35 protein-coding genes and 1 pseudogene are annotated in these 22540 nt (G+C 48.4%); 4 read left to right on the forward strand and 32 right to left on the reverse strand.

Features of this window, described 5'->3' with window-relative positions; translation table 11 throughout:
- The first annotated feature begins 186 nt into the window (after positions 1–186).
- The 4 genes and pseudogenes from A7P99_RS06850 to A7P99_RS06865 all read left to right on the forward strand — a co-directional run bounded on the left by A7P99_RS06850 (position 187) and on the right by A7P99_RS06865 (position 4613).
- Positions 187–600 carry a hypothetical protein gene (locus tag A7P99_RS06850; protein WP_067442733.1) on the forward strand — a complete coding sequence of 138 codons (414 nt, stop codon included), beginning with the start codon at positions 187–189 and terminating at the stop codon, positions 598–600.
- Between the two features lie 75 nt (positions 601–675).
- Positions 676–1758, forward strand: coding sequence for a TerC/Alx family metal homeostasis membrane protein (locus A7P99_RS06855; RefSeq protein ID WP_067528242.1), 1083 nt, complete (start codon positions 676–678; stop codon positions 1756–1758).
- Between the two features lie 129 nt (positions 1759–1887).
- A pseudogene (metG, locus tag A7P99_RS06860) lies at positions 1888–3963 on the forward strand (methionine--tRNA ligase); the annotation flags it as partial.
- Positions 3964–4106: 143 nt separating this feature from the next.
- On the forward strand, positions 4107–4613 hold the full coding sequence (locus A7P99_RS06865; RefSeq protein ID WP_067528244.1) for a hypothetical protein: 507 nt from the start codon (positions 4107–4109) through the stop codon (positions 4611–4613).
- A 76-nt stretch (positions 4614–4689) separates the two neighbouring features.
- Here A7P99_RS06865 and A7P99_RS06870 read toward each other — a convergent pair whose 3' ends face one another.
- From A7P99_RS06870 to rplC, 32 genes are all read right to left on the reverse strand, one after another.
- Positions 4690–5298 (reverse strand): hypothetical protein, encoded by a 609-nt coding sequence (locus A7P99_RS06870; RefSeq protein WP_067528246.1) that lies wholly within the window; start codon positions 5296–5298, stop codon positions 4690–4692.
- Positions 5299–5404: 106 nt separating this feature from the next.
- Positions 5405–6715, reverse strand: a complete 1311-nt coding sequence (locus A7P99_RS06875) for a deoxyribodipyrimidine photo-lyase (protein ID WP_197481762.1) — start codon at positions 6713–6715, stop codon at positions 5405–5407.
- 2 nt (positions 6716–6717) lie between these two features.
- On the reverse strand, positions 6718–7773 hold the full coding sequence (gene waaF, locus A7P99_RS06880; protein ID WP_067447430.1) for a lipopolysaccharide heptosyltransferase II: 1056 nt from the start codon (positions 7771–7773) through the stop codon (positions 6718–6720).
- Positions 7774–7955: 182 nt separating this feature from the next.
- Positions 7956–8147: a zinc-finger domain-containing protein gene (locus A7P99_RS06885; RefSeq protein WP_067687062.1), complete on the reverse strand. Its 192-nt coding sequence runs from the start codon at positions 8145–8147 to the stop codon at positions 7956–7958.
- Between the two features lie 634 nt (positions 8148–8781).
- On the reverse strand, positions 8782–9168 hold the full coding sequence (rplQ, locus tag A7P99_RS06890; RefSeq protein ID WP_067444105.1) for a 50S ribosomal protein L17: 387 nt from the start codon (positions 9166–9168) through the stop codon (positions 8782–8784).
- 27 nt (positions 9169–9195) lie between these two features.
- Entirely contained in the window at positions 9196–10173 is a 978-nt protein-coding gene (gene rpoA, locus A7P99_RS06895; RefSeq protein ID WP_067442718.1) for a DNA-directed RNA polymerase subunit alpha, read from the reverse strand.
- A 30-nt stretch (positions 10174–10203) separates the two neighbouring features.
- Complete coding sequence (rpsD, locus tag A7P99_RS06900) at positions 10204–10824, reverse strand: 30S ribosomal protein S4 (protein WP_067442716.1); 621 nt, start codon at positions 10822–10824, stop codon at positions 10204–10206.
- A 17-nt stretch (positions 10825–10841) separates the two neighbouring features.
- Complete coding sequence (gene rpsK, locus A7P99_RS06905) at positions 10842–11237, reverse strand: 30S ribosomal protein S11 (RefSeq protein ID WP_067687065.1); 396 nt, start codon at positions 11235–11237, stop codon at positions 10842–10844.
- A 13-nt stretch (positions 11238–11250) separates the two neighbouring features.
- A complete protein-coding gene (rpsM, locus tag A7P99_RS06910; protein ID WP_067447427.1) occupies positions 11251–11616 on the reverse strand; it encodes a 30S ribosomal protein S13 in 366 nt (121 codons plus the stop codon).
- Positions 11617–11675: 59 nt separating this feature from the next.
- On the reverse strand, positions 11676–11789 hold the full coding sequence (rpmJ, locus tag A7P99_RS09725; protein WP_049259016.1) for a 50S ribosomal protein L36: 114 nt from the start codon (positions 11787–11789) through the stop codon (positions 11676–11678).
- Positions 11790–11808: 19 nt separating this feature from the next.
- Positions 11809–12027, reverse strand: coding sequence for a translation initiation factor IF-1 (gene infA / locus A7P99_RS06915; protein WP_049259017.1), 219 nt, complete (start codon positions 12025–12027; stop codon positions 11809–11811).
- A gap of 24 nt (positions 12028–12051) precedes the next feature.
- Positions 12052–13323 (reverse strand): preprotein translocase subunit SecY, encoded by a 1272-nt coding sequence (secY, locus tag A7P99_RS06920; protein WP_067447425.1) that lies wholly within the window; start codon positions 13321–13323, stop codon positions 12052–12054.
- A gap of 49 nt (positions 13324–13372) precedes the next feature.
- Positions 13373–13813 carry a 50S ribosomal protein L15 gene (rplO, locus tag A7P99_RS06925; protein WP_067442709.1) on the reverse strand — a complete coding sequence of 147 codons (441 nt, stop codon included), beginning with the start codon at positions 13811–13813 and terminating at the stop codon, positions 13373–13375.
- A gap of 6 nt (positions 13814–13819) precedes the next feature.
- Entirely contained in the window at positions 13820–14005 is a 186-nt protein-coding gene (rpmD, locus tag A7P99_RS09730; RefSeq protein WP_082881547.1) for a 50S ribosomal protein L30, read from the reverse strand.
- 1 nt (position 14006) lies between these two features.
- A complete protein-coding gene (gene rpsE, locus A7P99_RS06930; RefSeq protein ID WP_067442707.1) occupies positions 14007–14513 on the reverse strand; it encodes a 30S ribosomal protein S5 in 507 nt (168 codons plus the stop codon).
- A gap of 30 nt (positions 14514–14543) precedes the next feature.
- Positions 14544–14897, reverse strand: coding sequence for a 50S ribosomal protein L18 (gene rplR, locus A7P99_RS06935; protein ID WP_067442706.1), 354 nt, complete (start codon positions 14895–14897; stop codon positions 14544–14546).
- Positions 14898–14913: 16 nt separating this feature from the next.
- The gene (gene rplF, locus A7P99_RS06940) at positions 14914–15447 is read right to left on the reverse strand and encodes a 50S ribosomal protein L6 (protein WP_067447422.1); all 534 of its coding nucleotides are present in this window, start codon (positions 15445–15447) and stop codon (positions 14914–14916) included.
- Positions 15448–15480: 33 nt separating this feature from the next.
- Positions 15481–15873: a 30S ribosomal protein S8 gene (rpsH, locus tag A7P99_RS06945; protein WP_067447420.1), complete on the reverse strand. Its 393-nt coding sequence runs from the start codon at positions 15871–15873 to the stop codon at positions 15481–15483.
- Positions 15874–15891: 18 nt separating this feature from the next.
- Positions 15892–16197 carry a 30S ribosomal protein S14 gene (gene rpsN, locus A7P99_RS06950; RefSeq protein WP_049259020.1) on the reverse strand — a complete coding sequence of 102 codons (306 nt, stop codon included), beginning with the start codon at positions 16195–16197 and terminating at the stop codon, positions 15892–15894.
- Between the two features lie 2 nt (positions 16198–16199).
- Positions 16200–16739: a 50S ribosomal protein L5 gene (rplE, locus tag A7P99_RS06955; protein WP_067442703.1), complete on the reverse strand. Its 540-nt coding sequence runs from the start codon at positions 16737–16739 to the stop codon at positions 16200–16202.
- A gap of 22 nt (positions 16740–16761) precedes the next feature.
- Positions 16762–17082, reverse strand: a complete 321-nt coding sequence (gene rplX / locus A7P99_RS06960) for a 50S ribosomal protein L24 (protein ID WP_067442701.1) — start codon at positions 17080–17082, stop codon at positions 16762–16764.
- Between the two features lie 11 nt (positions 17083–17093).
- Positions 17094–17462 carry a 50S ribosomal protein L14 gene (gene rplN, locus A7P99_RS06965; protein ID WP_067442699.1) on the reverse strand — a complete coding sequence of 123 codons (369 nt, stop codon included), beginning with the start codon at positions 17460–17462 and terminating at the stop codon, positions 17094–17096.
- Between the two features lie 190 nt (positions 17463–17652).
- On the reverse strand, positions 17653–17916 hold the full coding sequence (rpsQ, locus tag A7P99_RS06970) for a 30S ribosomal protein S17 (protein ID WP_067442697.1): 264 nt from the start codon (positions 17914–17916) through the stop codon (positions 17653–17655).
- Positions 17909–18106 carry a 50S ribosomal protein L29 gene (gene rpmC, locus A7P99_RS06975; RefSeq protein ID WP_035573964.1) on the reverse strand — a complete coding sequence of 66 codons (198 nt, stop codon included), beginning with the start codon at positions 18104–18106 and terminating at the stop codon, positions 17909–17911. The genes rpsQ and rpmC overlap by 8 nt, the downstream gene beginning before the upstream one ends.
- Positions 18106–18522 carry a 50S ribosomal protein L16 gene (gene rplP, locus A7P99_RS06980; protein WP_003823806.1) on the reverse strand — a complete coding sequence of 139 codons (417 nt, stop codon included), beginning with the start codon at positions 18520–18522 and terminating at the stop codon, positions 18106–18108. Before rplP ends, rpmC begins: the two co-directional genes overlap by 1 nt.
- A complete protein-coding gene (rpsC, locus tag A7P99_RS06985) occupies positions 18506–19201 on the reverse strand; it encodes a 30S ribosomal protein S3 (RefSeq protein ID WP_067444103.1) in 696 nt (231 codons plus the stop codon). The genes rplP and rpsC overlap by 17 nt, the downstream gene beginning before the upstream one ends.
- 9 nt (positions 19202–19210) lie before the next feature.
- The gene (gene rplV, locus A7P99_RS06990; protein ID WP_064083613.1) at positions 19211–19540 is read right to left on the reverse strand and encodes a 50S ribosomal protein L22; all 330 of its coding nucleotides are present in this window, start codon (positions 19538–19540) and stop codon (positions 19211–19213) included.
- A gap of 8 nt (positions 19541–19548) precedes the next feature.
- Positions 19549–19824, reverse strand: a complete 276-nt coding sequence (rpsS, locus tag A7P99_RS06995; RefSeq protein ID WP_003823801.1) for a 30S ribosomal protein S19 — start codon at positions 19822–19824, stop codon at positions 19549–19551.
- 5 nt (positions 19825–19829) lie between these two features.
- Positions 19830–20663, reverse strand: coding sequence for a 50S ribosomal protein L2 (gene rplB / locus A7P99_RS07000; RefSeq protein ID WP_067447418.1), 834 nt, complete (start codon positions 20661–20663; stop codon positions 19830–19832).
- A gap of 5 nt (positions 20664–20668) precedes the next feature.
- Positions 20669–20983: a 50S ribosomal protein L23 gene (gene rplW, locus A7P99_RS07005; RefSeq protein WP_197481763.1), complete on the reverse strand. Its 315-nt coding sequence runs from the start codon at positions 20981–20983 to the stop codon at positions 20669–20671.
- Positions 20980–21600: a 50S ribosomal protein L4 gene (gene rplD / locus A7P99_RS07010; protein ID WP_067447416.1), complete on the reverse strand. Its 621-nt coding sequence runs from the start codon at positions 21598–21600 to the stop codon at positions 20980–20982. The genes rplW and rplD overlap by 4 nt, the downstream gene beginning before the upstream one ends.
- Positions 21600–22244, reverse strand: a complete 645-nt coding sequence (gene rplC, locus A7P99_RS07015; protein ID WP_067442691.1) for a 50S ribosomal protein L3 — start codon at positions 22242–22244, stop codon at positions 21600–21602. Before rplC ends, rplD begins: the two co-directional genes overlap by 1 nt.
- Between the last annotated feature and the right edge of the window lie 296 nt (positions 22245–22540).

Raw genomic sequence — 22540 nt, forward strand, 5'->3', positions numbered from 1 at the left:
TCAGGTAGCCTCAATTACGCTTTGCCCGCCCGTATAGAAGGCAAGCTGTGCTGCATTTTGCAGCAATATGCAAATTTTGCTGCCGCCGCAGGCAGCATGAATTACAATGCCGCATCGCAACAGGCTACCTGAAATTTCAGGTAGCCTCTGCATCACCCCACGCCTAATCAGAAGAACTTGCCTGATATGAACAATTTCATCATCACCCCCTTCGAATCGGTACGCACCAACTCGGAAATATTCCGTTTGGATAGCACGTTCGACAGCATCAACCAAGAATGGGGCGAGGCCTCGAAAATCCTAATCGACAACATCCTGCGCCAAACCACCGAATACCGCTCTGCCTGCGAGCTGGTGTATGAAAATCAGGGCAAGAAATTGAAATCCATCATCTGCAACAAGCACACCAACCCCACGCTAAACAGCCTGGCCGTGTTCTCTGCCGAGAGCATTGCCGCCTGGAACGAACAATACGATTATGTGGAAGACAACTACTACCTCACCATCCCCGGCCTGGGCGTGTGCATCGGCAGCATGGGCGGCAAAAAATCCCCAAAGCGAAGACCGGCTGGTGATTGCGTTTGCGTGCGGCGAAATTGAGTATTACAAAATGTTTGTTCAGGTATAGCCGGTTTTTCAGGTAGCCCATTACACACCACTACAAGGATTTCCCTTATGACTACCCATTTAGGTTTCCCGCTGGAAACCGTTGCCGTTTTCGTTGTCCTCTCCGTGGGCGCTATTGCCATTGACCTGTTTGCCCACCGCAGCGACAAGCCCATGTCGCTTAAAAGCGCCGCACTGTGGTCGGTGTTTTGGATTGCGGTGTCGCTGGCGTTCGGCGGCTATTTGTGGTTCCACCACGGCAGCGAGATGGCCAGCCTGTTTTTCACCGGTTATGCGCTGGAGAAAGTGCTGTCGGTGGACAACTTATTCGTGATTATGGCCGTGTTTTCCTGGTTTAAAATCCCAGAGGCCTACCGCCACCGTGTGCTGTATTGGGGCATCATCGGCGCGATTGTGTTCCGCATGGTGTTCGTGGCCATCGGCACCGGCCTGATGGCGCTGGGGCCGTATGTGGAGCTCGTGTTTGCCGTAGTGGTGGGCTGGACGGGCGTCATGATGCTGCGCCGCGATGAAGAGGAGGAAGCCAACAAAGACTACTCCGAACACCTGGCCTACCGCTGGGCGCACCGTTTCTTCCCGGTATGGCCGCACCTCTATGGGCACAATTTCTTCCTACACGGCCACGAGCTTACCGAAGCTTGCCGCCAAAACCCCGACGTGCGCCTCGAGCCGGCCGGCGAAGACCTGAAACACCCAGAGCAACACCACCCGCAGCCGGTGAAAAAAGGCGCACTAGTGGCCACGCCGCTGTTTTTGTGCTTGGCCATTATTGAGATTTCCGATGTGATGTTTGCCTTCGACAGCGTGCCGGCGGTGATTGCCGTATCCAAAGAGCCGCTGATTGTGTACAGCGCCATGATGTTCGCCATCCTCGGCCTGCGTACCATGTATTTCGTGCTCGAAGCCCTGCGCGGCTATTTGGTACACCTGGAAAAAGCCGTGGTGGCGCTGCTGTTTTTTATCGCGGTAAAACTGGCGCTTTCCGCCTCCGAGCACCTGTTCCAACACGGCTACGAAATTTCGCCCAACGCCTCGCTGGTGGTGGTGCTGGTGGTACTGGCCTTGGGCGTGGCCGTTTCTTTCGTGTTCCCGGAAAAAAGCAAAACAGAAGAGCAAAACAAACAGCCCTAAGCACACAGGCTACCTGAAAGCGCTGCTGCAATTCAGCACGGCAAAGCTCAATTTCAGGTAGCCTTTGCGTCTGCTAAGGGCAGGCCCTTTGTGGCATAATACCGCCCATTTCCATCTTTCCAACAACCGCTAATCATGACCAAATCACTGCAACGTAAAATCTTGGTTACCTCCGCCCTACCCTATGCCAACGGCAGCATCCACCTCGGCCACATGGTCGAACACATTCAAACCGACGTTTGGGTGCGCTTTCAAAAACTGCGCGGCCACGAGTGCCACTACTGCTGCGCCGACGACACCCACGGCACGCCCGTGATGCTGGCCGCGCAAAAACAAGGCATCGCGCCCGAAGACATGATTGCCAAAGTGCGCGAAGAGCACATCGCCGACTTCACCGGCTTCCACATCGGCTACAGCAATTATTACAGCACCCATTCACTTGAAAACAAACAGTTTTCCGAACAGATTTACCGCGCGCTGAAAGCCAACGGCAAAATCGAAAGCCGTGTCATCGAGCAGCTTTTCGACCCTGAAAAACAAATGTTCCTGCCCGACCGCTTCGTCAAAGGCGAATGCCCCAAATGCCACGCCCAAGACCAATACGGCGACAACTGCGAAGTCTGCGGCACGACCTATTCCCCGACCGAACTGATTAACCCGTATTCCGCCGTTTCCGGTGCCAAACCCGAATTGCGCGAATCCGAACACTTCTTCTTCAAACTGGGCAAATGCGCGGGCTACCTGAAAGAATGGACTTCCGGCAACAACCCGCACGACGGCAAGCCCCATCTGCAAGCCGAAGCCCTCAACAAAATGAAAGAATGGCTGGGCGAAGGCGAAGAAACCACCCTGTCCGACTGGGACATCTCTCGCGACGCGCCATATTTCGGTTTCGAAATCCCCGACGCGCCGGGCAAATACTTCTACGTTTGGCTGGACGCGCCTGTCGGCTACATGGCGTCGTTTAAAAACCTGTGCGACCGTATCGGCATCGATTTTGACGAATACTTCAAAGCCGACAGCCAAACCGAGATGTACCACTTCATCGGCAAAGACATCCTCTATTTCCACGCCCTGTTCTGGCCCGCCATGCTGCATTTCTCCGGCCACCGCGCCCCGACCGGCGTGTACGCACACGGTTTCCTGACCGTGGACGGACAAAAAATGTCCAAATCGCGCGGCACCTTCATTACCGCCAAATCCTATCTGGAACAAGGTCTGAACCCCGAGTGGATGCGCTACTACATCGCCGCCAAACTCAACAGCAAAATCGAAGATATCGATTTGAACCTGCAAGACTTTATTTCCCGCGTAAACAGCGACCTCGTCGGCAAATACGTCAATATCGCCGCCCGCGCGTCAGGCTTTCTGGCCAAACGCTTTGAAGGCCGTCTGAAAGACGTTTCAGGTAGCCTGTTATTGCAAAAACTCGCTGCCGAAAGCGACGACATCGCCGAGCAATACGAAAACCGCGAATACGCTCGCGCCCTGCGCGACATCATGGCATTGGCAGACGCGGTGAACGAATACGTCGATGCCAACAAGCCGTGGGAGCTCGCCAAACAGGAAGGTCAGGACGAACGCCTGCATGAAGTATGCAGCGAACTCATCAACGCCTTCACCATGCTGACCGCCTACCTCGCCCCCGTGTTGCCGCAAACCGCCGCCAACGCCGCGCGTTTCCTCAATCTGGACGCGATTATCTGGGCGAACACGCGCGAAACCCTAGGCGAACACGCCATCAACAAATACGAACATTTAATGCAACGAGTGGAGCAAAAACAAGTGGACGATTTAATCGAAGCCAACAAACAAAGCATTCAGACGACCCCCGCGCCTGCCGCCGAAGAGAGCAAATACGAAAAAGTTACCGAACAAGCGAGCTTCGACGACTTCATGAAAATCGACATGCGCGTTGCCAAAGTATTGAACTGCGAAGCCGTCGAAGGCAGCACCAAACTCTTAAAATTCGACCTCGATTTCGGTTTTGAAAAACGCATCATTTTCTCCGGCATCGCCGCGTCTTATCCCAACCCTACCGAATTGAACGGCCGCATGGTTATCGCCGTCGCCAACTTCGCCCCACGCAAAATGGCAAAATTCGGCGTATCCGAAGGCATGATTCTCTCCGCCGAACTGCCAGACGGCTCCTCCCGTATCCTCAGCCCCGATACTGGTGCTCAGCCCGGGGATAAGGTTTGCTAAATGCGGAAAGGTTATCTGAAAATTGTTAGCTTCGCAGACACTACACTACTGTGCTGCATTGAAACCTTGCTTTCAGATAGCCTTTTCTGATACATTCTACTGCCGTTTCTTGCTGAAGCAACTCTGCTAGAGGAATCAATATTATGAAAAAATCCCTCGCCCTCCTGCTACTGGCCTCCTTCGCCGTGCCTGCCTTTGCTCAAACCCGGCCAGGCACCGACCATGCCTCACTGGCTGCCGAGTGCGAGCAGCTAATTAAAGATACCAACACCTTGGCCAACGGCACGCTCTGTTATCGGGAAAGCCCGGAAGCATCAAGCTATTTCAACGATTTATCCATGATACTGCTGTTTAACCACCCCAAAGTGGATCAATGCCGCCAGCAAGCTAGGCAATCTCCAAATCAAAGCCATACGGCCCGCCCCACCAACGCTGATTTGGGCAAACTGTGCGCCGAGAGCCGAGTCGAACGCGCCCGTCTGCGCCGTGAGATTGAAACCTATCTCGACAGCAAAATGGCCGAATACGCCGCTGTAGAAGCCCCCAAACGCGGCATCTCCGCTGCAGAACTGCTGCACCAAACCCGCGCCAAGGAAACCGAGCGCCGAGCCAAAGTGGATGCCGCCATACGCCGGATAGACGGCCGTTAAGCAGCATATACCTGCAAGCAAAAGGCTACCTGAAAATTTGTTTTCAGGTAGCCTTTTCATATGCTCAAGCAGCCGTTTATTTCTGTTGCTGTGGCGCGCTCATCTGCTCCTGCCAGCGCTGCATATTCTGCTCCAATTGCGTTTGGTTGATGATACCGGCCGAAGCAAACAATACCATAACGACCATGGCCGTTACCAATAAAGTACAGAAACCGGCAAAATAGCCCAGCAACACCTGCCACAGACGCACGCCGCAGAGGCGGGCATAGCCCATCACACCCACGGCAAACGCCCAAGCCATCCAAACTTGCAGCAACAGCGCCAAAGCAGGCACATACAGCACCAACAAGGCTGGCACGGTGAGCACATCGGTGAGCAGCGTGTAGCCCCACAAGGATTGCCGCCGGCCACCGAGTGCGCCCATCAGCCGGGTCATCACGCCGGCAAACACCGGCCATTTCACCAAATTTAGGCAAAACACAAACACCATCATGCCGTATTGCCCGGTCAGCACGGGCGAAAGCATCGCTGTATTCACGGCAGCCACCATCACCAGCGCGCCCAGGCAATCCGGCAGTGAGTAGGCGTATTCTTCGGCAGGGCGCAATCGCAGCCGCATCAGGTTGGCGGCATCGCTCATCAATCGGTACATGGCAAGCAGTCGTTGGTTGTGGAAAGGCGGCATTATATCGCCAAAGCCATAAACGTTCGCACAAAAGCTGAGGCTACCTGAAAGCTGCAACAAAGTTAAACCATCTCTGTTTCTCAGGTAGCCTCTTAGTATCCCGGCCTTACCGCGCCCGATAATCGGCCACCGGCGTAGGGTAGCCGTTGGTGTTCACTTCCGCTGCGGCCAGCCACGGGGCATGGATACGACGGCTATCGAGGTGCGCCAACTGCGGCAAATGGCGGCGAATGAATTGGCCGTCGGGATCGAGCTTTTGCGACCAAACCACGGGGTTGAAGGGCTGCCGCTCAACCCGCTTGCCGCCCAAACCGGCTGCCAGCTGCCAGTTGCCGCTATTGGCGGCGGGCTCGAAATCCAGCAGCTGGCAGGCAAACCAGTCGGCACCATCCTGCCAGCGGCCGCCCAGCACGCGGCAGAAAAAGGCGGCGCAGAAACGGCGCAGGCTGTGCGGCAGCCAGCCGGTATCGCGCAAGAGGCGCATGGCGGCATCGGCCAGCGGGTAGCCGGTTATGCCTTGCTGCCAAGCGGCCAGCAGTGCTTGATTGGTCTGCCCGGCGGCGCGGTGTTCGGGCAGGCCATGCTGCAACACATCGGGATATTGGCGGAAATAATGCTGCCAAAATTCGCGCCGTGCCAAAGCTTCGTGCCAAGCGGCGGCATCAGGCACGTTACCGGCTGATGCCCACACTCGGCGCACCGACAGCGTGCCGAGCACCAGATGCGGCGAGAGCTGCGAGCTGCCGTGTTGGGCGGGCAGGTCTCGTAGCACGGCGTAATACGGCAGGCGCGGCAAAAATTCGGCCAGCTGCTGCTGGGCGGCAGTTTCGCCACCGGGAATGGTGAGCACGGCTCGAGGGACAACAGGCAGCGCGGCGATTTTCAAATTTTCAGATAGCCTTTGCTGCTGCGCAGCCAAATCCGGCGGAGGCCAGATCGGCGCTTGCCAAGAGGCATATTGTTCAACACACGCGGCCTGCCAGGCTACCTGAAACGCGGCAAAGGCCGGCTCATTGAAATACGGCTCACGGATAAATTGGAAGGGCGGCTGCAATAAGCCGTCGGCCACGCTGTACAAACGGCAGCCCTGCTTTTCCAGCGCGGCACGTAATGCGCCCTGCCCAGCCCCGTCGCTTGCACACACTATTTCCACCGCGCGGCAATGTGCCGCCGTTTCGGCCACCGCCTGCACGGGATTGCCTTCACGCACATACAGCGGAATACCGCACTCGGCCAGCCGCGCCTGCAAATCGCGCAGGCTCTGCCAAATAAAATAGCGCCGCCGCGCCGTAAGCGTGCTTTCGCTCGGCCAGACATACAGGCCGAGCAGCGGACGGCCGCTGCGGGCGGCTGCTTGCAGGGCGGGCTGATCGTCGGTACGCAGGTCGTGGTGGAACCAGACTAAGGTGGTGGGCACACTCATTTTGCGGGGGTTTCCGGCGTTTGTTCGGGGAAGCGAGAGCAGATGGCACGGCAGCCTGCTTGGTGCACCAATTCCGGTTCGAGCTTATTGAGGCAGTCGGTGTGGCCCAGCGGGCATTCGCGCTTGAAACAGGGGCTGCACTCGAGGTGCAGGCTCACCACCTGCGCGTGCGGGCTCAGGGGTGGGGTGTGCTCGGGGCTGGACGAGCCATAGACGGCGGCCAACGGGCGGCTCAGCGCGGCAGCCAGATGCATCAGGCCGCTATCGTTGCACACCACGATTTGCGCCAAGGCGAGCAAATCGATGGCTTCGGAAAGGCTGGTGTGCCCGCACAAATTGGTGCAGAGGCTACCTGAAAGCCGCTGCACTTCTTCGGCGGTTTCATGGTCTTTGGCCGAGCCGAACAACCAAATCTGATAGCCTTCGGCGGCATAGCGTTTGGCCAGCGCGGCAAAATGGCGCGGCGGCCAGCGTTTGGCCGGGCCGTATTCCGCACCTGGGCAGAAGGCGGCGATTGGCCGGGCGTTGTCCAAACCATGTGTCTGCATGGCGGCTTCGCTGGCAGCAGCGGAAACGGCGAGGCGGGGGAAATCGCCGGGGCGCGGTTCGAACGGCACGCCTTTCGGGTAGGCCAAGGCGGTGTAACGATCAACCATCAGCGGCAACGCGGCCTTATCCAGCTTGCGGATGTCGTTGAGCAGCAGATAGCGGCTCTCGCCCACATAGCCGGTGCGCTGCGCGATACCACCGGCGCGGGCAATCAGCGCGGATTTAAATGAGCCGGGCAACACGATCACTTGGTCATAACCGCACCGCGCCAGTTCTTTGCCCAGCCGCCAACGCTCGCGCAGCCGCAATGCGCCGTGAGCGAAGGGGTTTTCCAAAATCCGGTTGATTTCGGGCATGCGTTCGAACACGGCCATCGACCACTTGGGCGCAAATATGTCAATCCGGCAGCCGGGATGCAATTCGCGCAGGTGGCGGTAAAGCGGCTGCGTCATCACGCAATCGCCAATCCAAGAAGGAGAGATGATGAGGATATTTTTGGGCATGGCAAGGAATCGGCGGGATATAGCGAATGAATTTAACGTTCGCTATAGAACAGCGGCGTAGACATTTTTCAGGCAGACTCTGGCGGCTTTGGTATGCCGTTATAGAGGGATTCCTGTAGTAATGCTAAGAGGGCCAAGGCGGTAACAGTTGCGAACTGCCCCACTATACTAAAACCAGAGCGTTAGTGATGCCCACCTACTTCGCCGTTGAGCTGATAGATGCTGCCACAATACGAGCATTCGATGCTGCCGTTGGAGGTAATCGGCAAAAATACACACGGTTGGCCATCCCAGGCTTCGTGCGTGGGGCCGCTGCAATGTAGAGGCAGATCAGCAGGCGTGATAACGATGGGAAGCTGTACTTGGTAGGGCATGGTGGGTATCCTTATTAGATAATTGGTGTGTTGGTTGCAGGAAAGCATTTTGTACACAGGGTTGCTAGCAAATTAGCCTAGTCTTGGCTATGTATTAGCTTGCTATACTGCCTTATATTGGGAATGTATTTAGCCGGCCGATTGGTGGATCTGGCTAACCTTAAGGGATTATACCGATGCTTGGATAGGAGGTGTAGCAGATAGCTATTGCGGGGGTAGATTAGTATCCGCAGCTGGAATACGAACAAAGCTGCCTGAAAATAGTGTGCCAATCATAAGAATTGAGAGCACTGAATAAACGGGATTAGTGTCCTGTCCATCAAGATAGGATACTACACCGAAGTTCAGCAAAAGTAGCGGAGTTGTGCATGATTCCAAATATGGGACGATTAGATTCAACGCCTTTCAGAAGAGAGCTTTGAAGAAAGAAGGAGTTGGCCATTTAATTGTTGCATAAATAGAATATAAATTTAGTTTGCTTTGCCACACTCCTCTGTGCTGTCCGCAACTTACCACCTTGTCTCATCCCTATTTGGAACAAATATAAAGCTTAATTCAAAGCCCAACAAATAAAAAAAGCCGAATTCTATGTAATCCACAGAATTCAGCTTTCAGCAACAGCTCAATCAAACAGTTATGCAGCCTCAGTATTTGAGTCTTCAGCGGCCAAATCGGTCAATTGCACCAATGCTAACGGCGCATTGTCACCTTTACGGAAGCCATATTTCAAAATACGAACATAACCACCATTGCGGCTGGCAAAACGAGTACCCAACTCATCGAACAGTTTCACTACAACATCTCTGTCGCGAGTTCTGTTAAAGGCAGTACGACGATTAGCCAAAGAAGGCTTCTTACCCAAAGTAATCAAAGGCTCTACTACTCGTCTCAACTCTTTAGCCTTAGGCAGAGTAGTTACAATAGTTTCATGGGTTAAAAGCGAATTAGCCATATTACGCAACATCGCTGCACGATGGCTGCTTGTGCGGTTTAATTTGCGGTTGGCATTACCATGACGCATAATTTTATTATCCTTTTCAATTAAATATTAAGGCTTATCTAAACCAACAGGTGGCCACACATCCAATTTTGAGCCCAAGGTCAAGCCTTTTGAAGCCAATACTTCTTTAATCTCGTTTAAAGATTTTCTGCCAAGATTCGGGGTTTTCAGCAATTCGGTTTCGGTTCGCTGAATCAAATCACCAATATAGTAGATATCTTCAGCTTTCAAGCAATTCGCTGAACGAACAGTCAATTCCAAATCATCTACTGGGCGTAGCAGAATCGGGTCGATATGCGGAGCTTCTTCTTTAGACTCTTCAACCGGTGTCCCTTCCAAGTCAGCAAATACCGACATTTGATCAATCAGTATCCGAGCTGCTCGACGCACTGCCTCTTCCGGATCAATTGCACCATTGGTTTCAATATCTAAAACCAAACAATCCAAGTCCGTCCGCTGCTCCACACGAGCAGCCTGAACCTCAAAGCTAACACGATGAACAGGAGAAAAGTTGGCATCCAAATGAATAGCGCCAATTTGCTTGTGGTCATCATCCCTGCTACTAACAGTTTGATAGCCACGACCCTTTTCTACAGTAATTGTCAGTTCAATCTTGCCATTATCAGACAAGCGGCAAATAACATGTTCTGGATTAATTACTTCCACATCATGCGGCAATTCCAAATCAGCAGCAGTTACTACCCCACTACCTGATTTATTTAAGCTAACCTGGACCGAATCACGTCCCTGAAGCTTGAATACCACTCCTTTAATATTCAGCAATATGTCTACAACATCTTCCTGAACACCATCTAAAGTAGAATATTCATGCAGTGCACCGTCAATTACCACCTCTGTAGGTGCAAAACCATTCATTGATGATAGCAATATACGGCGCAACGCATTGCCTAATGTATAACCAAAACCCCGCTCAAATGGCTCCATAAAAACTTTTGCACGCGTTGCAGACAAAGCATCTACATCAATCTGTCGCGGCTTCAGAAATTCATAGGTGCTGTTTTGCATTTAACTGCCCCCTTTTTTGAGCCAATGAAATTATTTTGAGTAAAACTCAACCACTAACTGCTCGTTAATATCACTATACAAGTCAGCACGGTCAGGCATATTTCTAAATACGCCCTCTTGCTTATCGACATCTACAGAAACCCAGCTTGGCAAGCCAATTTGAGCAGCCAATTGCAATGATTCTTGGATACGAACCTGTTTTTTAGCTTTTTCCCGCACAGAGACAGTATCTCCCGCTTTTACCTGGAAAGACGGGATATTAACTACTTCGCCATTCACTAAAATTGCTTTATGGGATACCAACTGACGAGCTTCCGCACGAGTAGAACCAAAACCCATGCGATATACCACGTTATCCAAACGTGACTCAAGCAGCTGCAACAACAGCTCGCCAGTCGCACCCCTACGACGTGAGGATTCAGCAAAATAACGGCGGAACTGTCTCTCTAACACACCATATAATCTACGGATTTTTTGTTTCTCACGTAGCTGAATACCATAGTCAGACAAACGACCTCTTCTTGCACCATGCTGACCAGGAGCGTTTTCAAGTTTACATTTTGACTCAATAGGACGGCGCGCACTTTTCAAAAAAAGATCGCTACCTTCACGACGAGCTAATTTGCATTTAGGGCCAATATAACGTGCCATAAGTTAATTACTCCAGATTAAATACGACGTTTTTTAGGTGGACGACATCCATTATGAGGCAATGGAGTAACATCGGTAATACTTACAATCTTAAAACCGATAGCATTTAGAGAACGAACAGAAGACTCTCGACCAGGCCCAGGCCCTTTAATGCGAACTTCCAAATTTTTCACACCATATTCCTGCGCAGCCTTACCAGCTGCTTCAGCAGCTGCCTGAGCGGCAAAAGGGGTGCTTTTACGAGATCCTTTAAACCCTGCACCACCAGATGTAGCCCAAGACAGAACATTACCCTGTCGATCAGTAATGGTAATTATAGTATTATTAAAAGAGGCATGAATATGGACAATACCATCATTCACTACTTTCCGTACTTTTTTACGCGCACGCGCAACTGTAGTTGCTTTAGCCATTTAACTTAATCTCCTAACCCTTTTTGCCTGCAATTGCCTTACGAGGACCTTTTCTAGTACGGGCATTAGTCCTAGTACGCTGCCCACGACATGGCAAACCACGACGGTGACGAAACCCACGATAACAACCCATATCAATCAGTCGTTTGATATTCATAGTAATTTCACGACGCAGATCACCTTCAATTTCATACTGCGCAACCTGCTCACGCAAAGCATCTAACTGCCCCTCTGTCAAATCCTTTACCTTAATATCAGGAGCAATAGCTGCATTATTACAAATCAATTTTGCGCGACTGGCGCCAATACCATAAATTACCTGCAAACCAATTACAACATGGGCATTATTAGGAATATTCACTCCTGCAACACGAGCCATTCTTCGTTTCCTTTTAAGACGAAAAGCTACACAAGCATAGCATATTTTATTTTAAACAATTAGCCTTGTCGCTGTTTATGACGTGGATCTGTGCAGATCACTCTCACAACGCGATTGCGACGAATAACCTTGCAATTGCGACAAATCTTCTTTACCGATGGTTGAACACGCATTTATTTTCCTTTTCATGATTTAACGAGCTCGAAAAACGATACGAGCACGGGATAAGTCATAAGGTGTCATTTCTACAGTAACCTTATCACCAGGTGAAATCCGGATATAGTGCATTCGCATCTTCCCAGAAATATGTCCTAATACTTCATGGCCATTTTCCAGTTTAATTTTAAAAGTCGCATTAGGCAAAGTCTCCAATACCTCGCCCTGCATTTGTATAGTATCTTCTTTAGCCATAATCTCTTTACTTACATAGTACAATTACTTCTTAGCTGAACCTTTCCTCATTAAATGCTCATACTGCTGATTCATACGATAGGAAGCAACCTGAGTACCAAAGTCCATAGTAACAACAACCAAAATAAGAAGAGACGTTCCACCCAAATGAAATGGAATGCCGAGCACTCCCGTAACAAACTCTGGAATCAAGCAAATAATAGTTATATACAACGCACCAAAGAAGGTAAGGCGCATAACCACTTTTTCCAAATAATTTGAGGTTTGTTCACCTGGCCGAATACCTGGGATGAAAGCCCCACTTTTCTTCAAATTCTCAGCCATTTCTCTTGGGCTAAATACTAACGCAGTATAAAAATAGCAGAAGAAAATTATGGCCGCTGCAAATACTACCAAATATAAAGATTTACCTGGGGAAAGATTAGCAGCGATAAAATCAACAAATACATTACCATCCACTCTTTTATCCAACCACCCAATAATTTGAGACGGGAATAAAATTACGCTAGATGCAAAAATTGGAGGAATCACGCCTGCCATATTTATTTTAAATGGCAAATGGGTTTTCTGTCCTTGTACAATTCGGTTCCCGATTTGTCGACGCGCATAATGAATAGGAATCTTACGCTGAGCACTCTCAATATAAACAACTATATAGATCAGGCACAACCCACCGAACAATACAAAAAGAATTGCCCCATAGCCACTAGCACCAGTAATTGCCAGATTCAACAAGTTACTAACCGCGCTAGGGAGAGCAGCCACAATTCCTGCTGTAATTAATAATGAAACACCATTACCAATACCACGCTCAGTCATCTGCTCTCCAAGCCACATCAAGAACATGGTTCCGGTTACCAGACACGTAATTGTAGAAATGTAGAACTCTGACCGTCCAATCACTACAAGATCTGGTTGCTGATAAACAAACGCTGCCGCTGTAAATGCTTGTACTATCGCAACAATCAGAGTTCCCCAACGAGTATATTTGGTCAAAGCTCGGCGTCCCGCTTCCCCTTCCTTTTTCAAGGCCTTTAACGATGGTAGTACCTCAGCAACCAATTGAATAATAATAGATGCTGAAATATATGGCATAATTCCTATGGCAAAAATACTAAACCTCTCTAAAGAACCACCAGAGAAGAGATTAAGCATCCCCAAGATACCGGCATTACCTTCCTTAAAACTATTAGCGAGTGCTGCAGCATTGACTCCAGGTACAGGAATATGAGCCCCTACCCTAAAGACGATAAGAGCCCCGAGCAAAAATAACAGGCGTCTTCTCAAATCATTCATTCTTGCTAAATTCCTAATTACAGCCACCTCTCGGTATTTTCAACAAATATCAAGACAACTCTACAACCCCACCAACAGCCTCAATAGCTGCCTGAGCACCTTTGGTAACCTTAACGTCGCCACGAACAGTAAGTACTTTAGCAATAGACCCAGTAGCAACCACTTTAACCGCGCTCACCTCAGAGTTTAATAAGCCGTTTTGTTTTAATGTTAGGATATCAACCTCTTTACCATTTACTTTATTCAAGTCAGACAAAGTAATAACTGCTGCTTTCAAAGAAGAGATTGGCTTAAAACCCCTCTTGGGAAGGCGGCGTTGAAGAGGCATCTGCCCGCCTTCAAAACCAACCTTATGAAATCCACCAGCACGGCTTTTTTGCCCTTTATGTCCACGACCACACGTTTTACCAAGACCACTACCAATACCACGTCCAACACGACGCTTAACATGGATAGAGCCTGCAGATGGTTGAATTGTATTCAAAAACATAAATAATTAGCCCCCAACCTTCAAGAGATAACTTACTTTATTAATCATTCCACGATTTTCAGGAGTATCTAACACTTCAACTGAATGATGCCGATGGCGCAAACCCAAGCCCTGGACACACTGCCGATGAGATTTAACCGTACCAATCAAACTCTTAGTAAGCGTTACAATAATTGTCTTTTGCGTACTCATCTTAAACCCCTAACTCTTCCACAGACATACCGCGTTTAGCTGCCACCTCACTCGGGGTATATAATTTTACCAAACCGTCTAAAGTGGCTCGAACGATATTATATGGATTAGTAGAACCATGTACTTTTGCAGAAATATTATGAACCCCCATTGCTTCAAAAATTAGTCGCATTGGGCCACCGGCTTTTACACCACTACCTTCTTTTGCAGGCTGCATAAACACCTTTGTAGCACCATGTTTACCAACCACCTCGTGGTGAATAGTTCCATTATTCAATGATACCTTAATCATTGAACGTCTAGCCTGATCCATAGCTTTCTGAACCGCAGCAGGTACTTCTTTAGATTTACCCTTACCCATTCCGATACGGCCATCACCATCACCAACCACTGTCAGTGCTGAAAACGCCATGATTCGACCACCCTTAACCACCTTGGTGACACGATTAACGGCAACCATTTTTTCAATCAAGCCATCATTACGTTCTTCAATATCTTGCTTTGCCATTATCTGATCCTCAAATCTGTAACTATTATCCTAGAAATTCAGGCCATTTTCACGAGCGGCCTCTGCCAATGCTTTGACACGCCCATGATACTGAAAACCAGATCTATCAAAAGCAACTCTTTCAATACCTAATGCTTTAGCTTTTTCCGCAATTCTTTTACCCACTAAAGATGCAGCTTGAACATTACTGCATGAGTCTAAGCTTTTTCTTACCTCTGACTCTACTGTGGAAGCCTGAGACAAAACAATACCACCACTTGCATCAATTATTTGTGCGTAAATATGGTTATTACTTCGAAATACGCACAACCTAATCTCTCCAAGTTGCTTTATGCGCGCACGCGCTTTATGCGCGCGACGAGCTCTTCTAGTATACTTATCCATGAATGCAATTCCTTAGCTATTTTTTCTTTGCTTCTTTCAAAACTACCACTTCGTCCAAATAGCGTACACCCTTACCTTTATAAGGCTCAGGAGGTCGAAAACCACGAATTTCAGCTGCTACCTGCCCTACAATTTGCTTATTGGCGCCCTTCAGCGCTATCTCCGTGGGAGACGGTGTCTGAACAGACACACCTGCTGGCATATCATAAACAACAGGATGCGAGAATCCCAAAGAAAGATTTAAGGTAGAGCCCTGGGCCTGTGCACGATACCCCACACCAACCAACTGTAACCTTTTCTCAAATCCTTCAGCCAACCCTTTAACCATGTTAGCTGCAATCGCCCGAATAGTACCTGACATTGTATCTGCTTCTTTAGTATCAGTAACAGCAGAAAATACTAACTGCCCATCAGCAAACTGAACCAAGATACTACTAGGCACTGCAACACTTAACTTGTCACTCTTATTCTTTATTACCAACTTACCAGCCCCAAGCTCAACATCAAGACCAGCAGGGACATGCACTGGATTTTTTGCTATACGAGACATTTTAAATAAAGCTCCTTAATTGGCCACTTAAAGTCAAGCCACGATGCACAACAACTCACCACCCACACCTGAGGCAAGAGCCTTATGCCCAGTCATCACGCCCTTGGATGTACTAACGATAGCAATACCCAACCCATTCATAACTCGCGGAATTGAATCTGCACCCTTGTACACCCTTAAGCCGGGACGAGAAACTCGCCTAATCTGCTCAATTACCGGCTTTCCCAGGTAATACTTCAACTGAATTTCCAAAACGGGCTTCACACCAGAAGACACCGAAAAGCTATCAATATACCCTTCCTCTTGCAGAACTTTAGCAATTGCACATTTCACCTTAGAAGAAGGCATAGCAACGGAAGCTTTATTTGCACGCTGCGCATTACGAATGCGAGTCAGCATATCAGAAATAGGATCATGCATACTCATTACTATTTATCCTTAAATTTACCAGCTGGCCTTAATAACACCAGGAATCTCACCACGCATCGCAATCTCGCGAATCTTAGTACGCCCTAAGCCAAACTTACGGAAGGTGCCACGTGGTCGACCCGTTAAAGCACAGCGTCTTCTTTGACGAATAGGTGATGCATTTCGAGGAATAGCTTGAAGCTTTAAACGAGCCTCAAATCGCTCTTTATCACTTACCCCAGCATCATTAATTACTGCAAAAATTGCAGCCCTCTTTGCAGCATACTTTTTTGCAAGCGCAACGCGTTTAGCTTCTCGATTAATAAGAGCTTTTTTTGCCATGATTATCCCTTAAATGGAAATTTAAAAAGCGAAAGCAATGCTCTTGCCTCTTCATCCGTTTTCGCAGTAGTAGTAATCGTGATATTTAACCCACGAAGTGTATCAATCTTATCGTACTCAATCTCAGGGAAAATAATCTGCTCACGAACACCCATATTATAATTACCTTGACCATCAAAAGATTTACTATTCACCCCTCGAAAGTCTCTAACACGCGGCAAAGCTACAGAAATTAATCTATCCAAAAATTCAAACATCCTCTCCTTACGAAGAGTAACCTTGCAACCAACCGGATAGTCATCACGGATCTTAAACCCAGCAATTGATTTTCTAGCCAAAGTAACAACAGGCTTCTGCCCAGCAATTTTTTCCAAATCGCTAACAGCATGCTCCATCACTTTTTTATCAGCAACTGCCTCACCAACCCCCATATTTAATGTTATTTTTTCAATACGAGGAACCTCCATGATGGACTTATACCCAAACTGCGACATCAACGCAGGAACAACCGTCTCAATATAAAACTCTCTCAACCGTGCCATACCTAAATTTCCTTAGCTCAACTTAAGCCAACTCAGCACCATTAGACTTAAACACTCTCACACGTCTAACCTTGCCATTCTCATCAATCAACTTAATACCAACTCGATCCGCTTTCTGCGTCTCTTTGTTATAAATAGCGACGTTTGAAATGTGAATAGGCATATTTTTAACAACCACACCACCCTCAATATTACGCATAGGATTAGGCTTTTGGTGCCTCCTAACAAGATTCACTCCCTCAACAACTACCTTATCACCTAACAAACGGGTAACTTGCCCCTGCTTACCTTTATCTCTACCCGAGATAACAACAACATGATCGCCCTTAATAATTTTACTCATAATCTTATCTCTCAGATCACTTCAGGAGCCAACGAAACAATCTTCATAAACCGCTCAGTACGCAATTCACGCGTTACCGGCCCAAAAATGCGCGTACCCATAGGCTCAAGCTTAGTATTCAGCAGTACAGCAGCATTATTATCAAATTTAATTAACGCACCATCTGCACGACGAATGCCTTTAGCTGTACGAACAACAACAGCATTATATACATCACCTTTTTTCACTCGGCCACGTGGAGCCGCATCCTTAACCGATACCTTAATAACATCACCAACGCTTGCATAACGGCGCTTAGAACCACCAAGCACCTTAATGCACATAACGCGACGAGCACCAGAGTTATCAGCCACATCCAAAATAGTCTGCATCTGAATCATGTCATTACCTTTTTAAAACCAACTTAACCTATCATTAGTCTCAAATAGATGACCAGCATCTACCAAAATAGATCAGTTTTGGCCCCGACAGGGAGAAACTCCTAGGAAACTAGAAGCTAGAAAGGCGAGGAGTCTACAGCCTTTTCTTTCCTACTGCAAGACCTCGCCTACAAAAATACCAAAATTACAACTAAATTTCTTGAGACTTCTCAAGCAGGCTTTGGACAACCCATGACTTTGTCTTGGACAAAGGGCGACCCTCAGCAATTACCACCACATCACCCACTTTGCACTCATTTCGCTCATCGTGAGCGTAAATTTTAGTGGATCGCTGGATAATCTTACCATACAAGGGGTGTTTTACTCTGCGCTCAATCAAGACGGTTACTGTTTTATCCATCTTGTCGCTGATCACCCTACCTTGCAAAGTTCGAATAATTTTGGCATCACTCATTGCCAACCCCTTTCTCAGCTAACTTGGTTTTTACGCGAGCAATATCACGACGAACGCGCTTCAGCTCACTATTCTTGCTTAGCTGGCCAGTAGCATGTTGCATACGCAAACTAAATTGCGTCTTTAACAAACCAACCAGATCAGCCTCCAGCTGCTCCAATGATTTATCTTTTAAATCAATCATTTTCATCATTTACCTACCTGCCGGGACACAAATGTTGTACGTATAGGCAATTTTGCAGCCGCTAAAGCAAACGCCTCTCTAGCCAAGGATTCTGATACTCCATCCATTTCATAGAGCACTTTGCCAGGCTTGATTTCAGCGACATAATACTCTACAGAGCCTTTACCGCCACCCATACGTACTTGGATTGGTTTTTCAGTAATAGGTTTATCTGGAAACACACGAATCCAAATACGCCCACCACGCTTAATATGACGAGTCATAGCACGTCGAGCCGCTTCAATCTGTCGAGCCGTTAATCTGCCACGACCAATTGCCTTCAAACCAAAATTACCAAAGCTGACATCGTATCCATTAGTAGCGACACCTGTATTGCGACCTTTATGCTGCTTGCGATATTTCATTCTAACCGGCTGTAGCATGGCGGCCACCTCCTTTTCTACGCTTATTCTCAGTGTTGGTATTTTCCAACAACTGCCCAGTCTCGCCCTTATAAACCCATACTTTCAGGCCTATAACACCATAGGTGGTATGAGCCTCGCTAGTGGCATATTCAACAGCTGCTCGCAAAGTATGCAACGGCACACGGCCCTCACGATACCACTCGCTACGAGCGATATCCGCGCCATTCAGACGCCCTGAAGTCATAATTTTGATACCTTTAGCTCCAGCACGCATAGCATTTTGCATAGCGCGCTTCATTGCGCGACGGAACTGTACACGTTTTTCCAACTGCTGAGCGATACCATCAGCAATAACTTGCGCATCCAATTCAGGTTTACGAATTTCTTCGATATTCACATGAACAGGAACACCAAGCAATTGGTGCAAATCTTGCTTCAATACCTCAATATCCTCGCCCTTTTTACCAATCACGACACCAGGGCGTGCAGTATGAATGGTGATGCGAGCAGATTTAGCCGGACGCTCAATCACTACGCGGCCTACTGAAGCATTGGCTAAGCGCTTATGCAAATAATCACGCACATCGATATCCTGCTTCAATACAGCAGCAAATTCTGTGCTCTTAGCAAACCACTTAGATGACCAGTCTTTATTTACAGCTAGGCGAAAGCCAGTTGGATGAATTTTTTGTCCCATAGCTTTTCCTTAGTTTCCTACTGTCACATTAATATGACACGTTTGTTTTTCAATACGGTTGCCACGACCTTTTGCCCGGGCACGGAATCGTTTTAAGCTCGGCCCCTTGTCCACAAAAATCGTTACAACTTTAAGCTCATCAATGTCAGCGCCTTCGTTATGCTCAGCATTAGCGATAGCAGACTCTAATACCTTTTTAATCAGCTCAGCACCTTTCTTTGTGCTAAATGCCAAAATATTAAGAGCTTGCTCTACCTCTTTGCCTCGAATTAAATCAGCAACTAACCGGGCTTTTTGAGCAGAAATACGGGCATTTTTATGTTGTGCAGATACTCTCATAATTCACCTTATTTCTGAGCCTTTTTATCAGCCAAGTGTCCTTTAAAAGTACGAGTAAGCGCAAACTCACCCAACTTATGGCCAACCATATTATCGCTAATAAACACAGGCACATGAGTGCGGCCATTATGTACCGCAATAGTCAACCCAATAAAATCAGGGAGAATTGTTGAGCGGCGAGACCATGTTTTAATAGGACGCTTATCATTACCGGCGCGAGCAGCATCAACCTTTTTCAGCAGGTGCAGATCGACATATGGACCTTTTTTCAATGAACGAGCCATATCAATTAACCTTTATTTGAATAGCGGCGACGAACAATCATATTGTCCGTACGCTTATTATTACGAGTTCGGTAACCCTTAGCCGGAGTACCCCATGGGCTGACAGGCTCACGAGCCTCACCGGTACGACCTTCACCACCACCATGTGGGTGATCCACAGGGTTCATTACCACACCGCGGACGGTCGGACGAATACCACGCCAGCGATTAGCACCAGCTTTACCAATTTTCTTCAGACTTTGCTCTTCATTACCAACTTCGCCAACAGTGGCACGGCAATCGATATGGATCTTACGCACCTCACCTGAACGCAGACGAACTTGAGCGTAAACACCTTCTTTAGCCAGCAAAACCGCGGAAGCACCAGCTGAACGAGCAATCTGAGCACCTTTGCCAGGTTTCATCTCGATACAGTGGATGGTGGTACCAACCGGAATATTACGAATCGGCAAAGCATTACCAACTTTGATTGCAGCTTCTGCGCCAGAAACCAACACGGCACCCGCTTGGATACCGCGAGGAGCAATAATATAACGGTGCTCACCATCAGCGTAGCAAAGCAGCGCAATGAAAGCGGTACGGTTCGGATCGTACTCAATACGCTCAACTTTCGCAGGAATATTATCCTTATCGCGTTTAAAATCTACTACGCGGTAGTGATGTTTATGCCCACCACCTTTATGACGAGTAGTGATATGACCGTTATGGTTGCGGCCAGCGATAGAGTTTTTCTTCTCCACCAGCGGCGCATAAGGAGCACCCTTATGCAGACCCTCTGCAACCACGCGAACCATGCCGCGGCGGCCTGCAGAAGTCGGCTTCATTTTTACAATAGCCATAATATTTATTCCTTATCTGCAGCTGCTGCAACAGATTCCAAATTCAGCTCCTGTCCAGCAGCCAAGCTGACATAAGCTTTCTTCACATTACTGCGGCGACCCAGAGTGCGACCAAAACGCTTTACTTTCCCTTTGATTGCAACTGTAGTCACAGAGGCTACCTGAACACCAAACAACAATTCAACAGCAGCTTTAACTTCTGCCTTGGTTGCATCAGGCAACACTTTAAAAGTCATCTGGTTGCGTTTCTCAGCCAACAAATTGCTCTTTTCAGAAACAACAGGAGCCAAAATTACTTTCATCAAACGTTGTTGATTCATACCCATTGCTCCTCAAGTTGTGCAACCGCTTCCTTAGTTACCACTACTTTTTTATAGCAAAGCAAGCTGTACGGATCAATCTGCTGAGCTTCCAGAACCAACACATTTGGCAGGTTACGTGAAGACAGATATACGTTTTCGTCCAGCTGATTGGTAACAAACAAAACCTGCTCCATACCCAAATTTTTCACTTGCTCAGCAAAAGCTTTGGTTTTAGGAGTAGCAACAGACAGCTCTTCAATCACAAACAAGCGCTCATCACGCACCAACTGGGACAAAATAGTCGCCATACCGGCACGGTACATCTTACGATTAACCTTCTGAGTAAAGTTTTCATCGGGTTTGTTTGGAAACGCACGACCACCCCCTCTCCACAACGGAGAGGAAGACATACCAGCACGAGCACGACCTGTGCCCTTCTGACGCCACGGCTTTTTGGTGGAGTGTTTTACTTCAGCACGAGTCAGCTGTGCACGGTTACCAGAACGGGCATTTGCCAAAAAAGCAGTAACCAGCTGGTGGACCAATGCCTCGTTATACTCACGGGCAAACAGCGCATCGGAAGCAGCAAGGCTACCTGAAACCTGGCCTTTAGCATCAATTACTTTTAATTCCATTACGCACCTACTTTCATGCTGGGGCGAACAACCACATCACCATTGGCGGCACCAGGAACCGCACCCTTAACCAACAGCAGATTGCGTTCCGCATCCACACGAACCACTTCCAAACGCTGCACGGTCGCAGTGGTATTACCATACTGACCAGCCATACGTTTACCCGGGAACACACGACCCGGATCTTGGTTCATACCGATAGAACCAGGAACACGGTGAGAACGGGAGTTACCGTGAGAAGCACGTTGCGCACCAAAGTTATGGCGCTTGATAGTACCGGCAAAGCCCTTTCCTTTAGAGGTGCCGGTTACATCCACAAACTGGCCAGCTTCAAAAATAGCAACAGTTACTTCGTCGCCCACTTTCAATTCAGCCAATTTTTCTTCAGTCAAAGCAAACTCATGCAAACCACGACCTGCCTCAACACCCGCTTTCGCAAAGTGGCCGGCTTCCGCCTTGTTTACACGATTGACTTTCTTCTGACCAAAGGTAACCTGAACAGCAAAATAGCCGTCGGTATCTTTGGATTTTACTTGAGTGACGCGATTAGGAGACATTTCCAACACGGTTACCGGCACGGAAACACCTTGCTCAGTAAACACGCGAGTCATGCCCACCTTTCGCCCAACCAGACCTAAAGTCATGATTCTTCCTTATATAACAACGGGTCAGCTACGATTGGCCGACCTTTTGAACAAAACAAAAACTTGGCCAAAAATGCCAAGATGCTAACTATACTATATTTTCACCAAAACTTTCAAGTAGAAACTTTGCCTTAATCCCACACAGTAAGGCTACCTGAAATTAATGCATGCCTTCCAAATGCAAGCATATAACCACGCGTTATATCGACATGGCAACAGAACAGGTTTCAGGTAGCCTCAAGGCCGTTGTTAAAATAACCATAGCGGCACAACGCCTGCCAGTTTCACCAACTAAT

It is taken from the genome of Eikenella sp. NML120348 (genome assembly GCF_001648435.1).
GTDB classification, from domain to species: domain Bacteria; phylum Pseudomonadota; class Gammaproteobacteria; order Burkholderiales; family Neisseriaceae; genus Eikenella; species Eikenella exigua.